Origin of the sequence: Xanthomonas axonopodis (assembly GCF_001304695.1) — a bacterium.
GTDB classification, from domain to species: domain Bacteria; phylum Pseudomonadota; class Gammaproteobacteria; order Xanthomonadales; family Xanthomonadaceae; genus Xanthomonas; species Xanthomonas axonopodis.
The window spans coordinates 1-871 of sequence record NZ_JFAQ01000050.1 but is presented as its reverse complement, the minus strand read 5'-3'; the positions used below and the strand labels follow the sequence as shown (position 1 = coordinate 871).

Annotated in this window: 2 pseudogenes; one reads left to right on the top strand and one right to left on the bottom strand. The window is 62.9% G+C overall.

The features are described from left to right. Positions 1-97 precede the first annotated feature (97 nt). Positions 98-646 (bottom strand): annotated as a pseudogene (locus XAXN_RS05250) (hypothetical protein); the annotation flags it as partial. Here XAXN_RS05250 and XAXN_RS20630 point away from each other — a divergent pair. Continuing rightward, a pseudogene (locus XAXN_RS20630) lies at positions 645-871 on the top strand (hypothetical protein); the annotation flags it as partial. The pseudogenes XAXN_RS05250 and XAXN_RS20630 sit on opposite strands and share 2 nt — an antisense overlap.

The following is an 871-nucleotide window of genomic DNA, read 5'->3' as shown; positions in this document are numbered from 1 at the left end:
CCCAATTCCCAACTCCCAACTCCCAACTCCCAACTCCCAACTCCCAACTCCCAACTCCCAACTCCCAACTCCCGACTCCCGACTCCCGACTCCCGAATCATCCAACGTTCGCCGCCACCTCATCATCCTGCACCGCATCGCGCACATCCTGCGCCAGCGTCGCCTTGACGATGATCGAGCGAATCGCATCGGTCGCCTCGGACAGCGGCACATCGTTGCTCAGGCGCTGGAAGGTGTCGCGGCTGTTGTAGCCGGAGCCATCCTTCAGGTAATACTCGTACATCGACAGCAGATCGTGGCAAGCGGTGATCAGTGCAGCGACATTGCCCCGCACCAGCGCGTGACCAATCTGATCGAAGCTGTGCAGGCAATCGGCAAGCCAATGCAGGTCGTAGCGTGCTGTGGTCGGCTCGGGTGCATTGTGGCCGCGGCTGTAGGCGCTGTAGCGACGCAGGCTGCGTGCCACGCGCGCCACATGCCCGAACAGCGTGCCGATCTCGCTGGCGATATCCAGCCGCTGCACCAGCACCATGGGAATCACCTGGCCGGCAGTGGCTGCCTGCTGCTCGAAGGCGTTCTGCTCATGCTGTTCCAGCGATTGCTTGAGCACGGCATAGCTACGCTGCAGCGATTCCAGTTCCAGCGTGCGTGGCCGCCAGCTGCGTGCCGAATCCGGCGAGCTTGCCAGCACGCAGGACAGCCTTGGCCGCTATCAGGCGGCGCTGTCGCAACTGAAGGCACGTGCGGCGGCCACCACGCTGGAACTGGAATCGCTGCAGCGTAGCTATGCCGTGCTCAAGCAATCGCTGGAACAGCATGAGCAGAACGCCTTCGAGCAGCAGGCAGCCACTGCCGGCCAGGTGATTCCCAT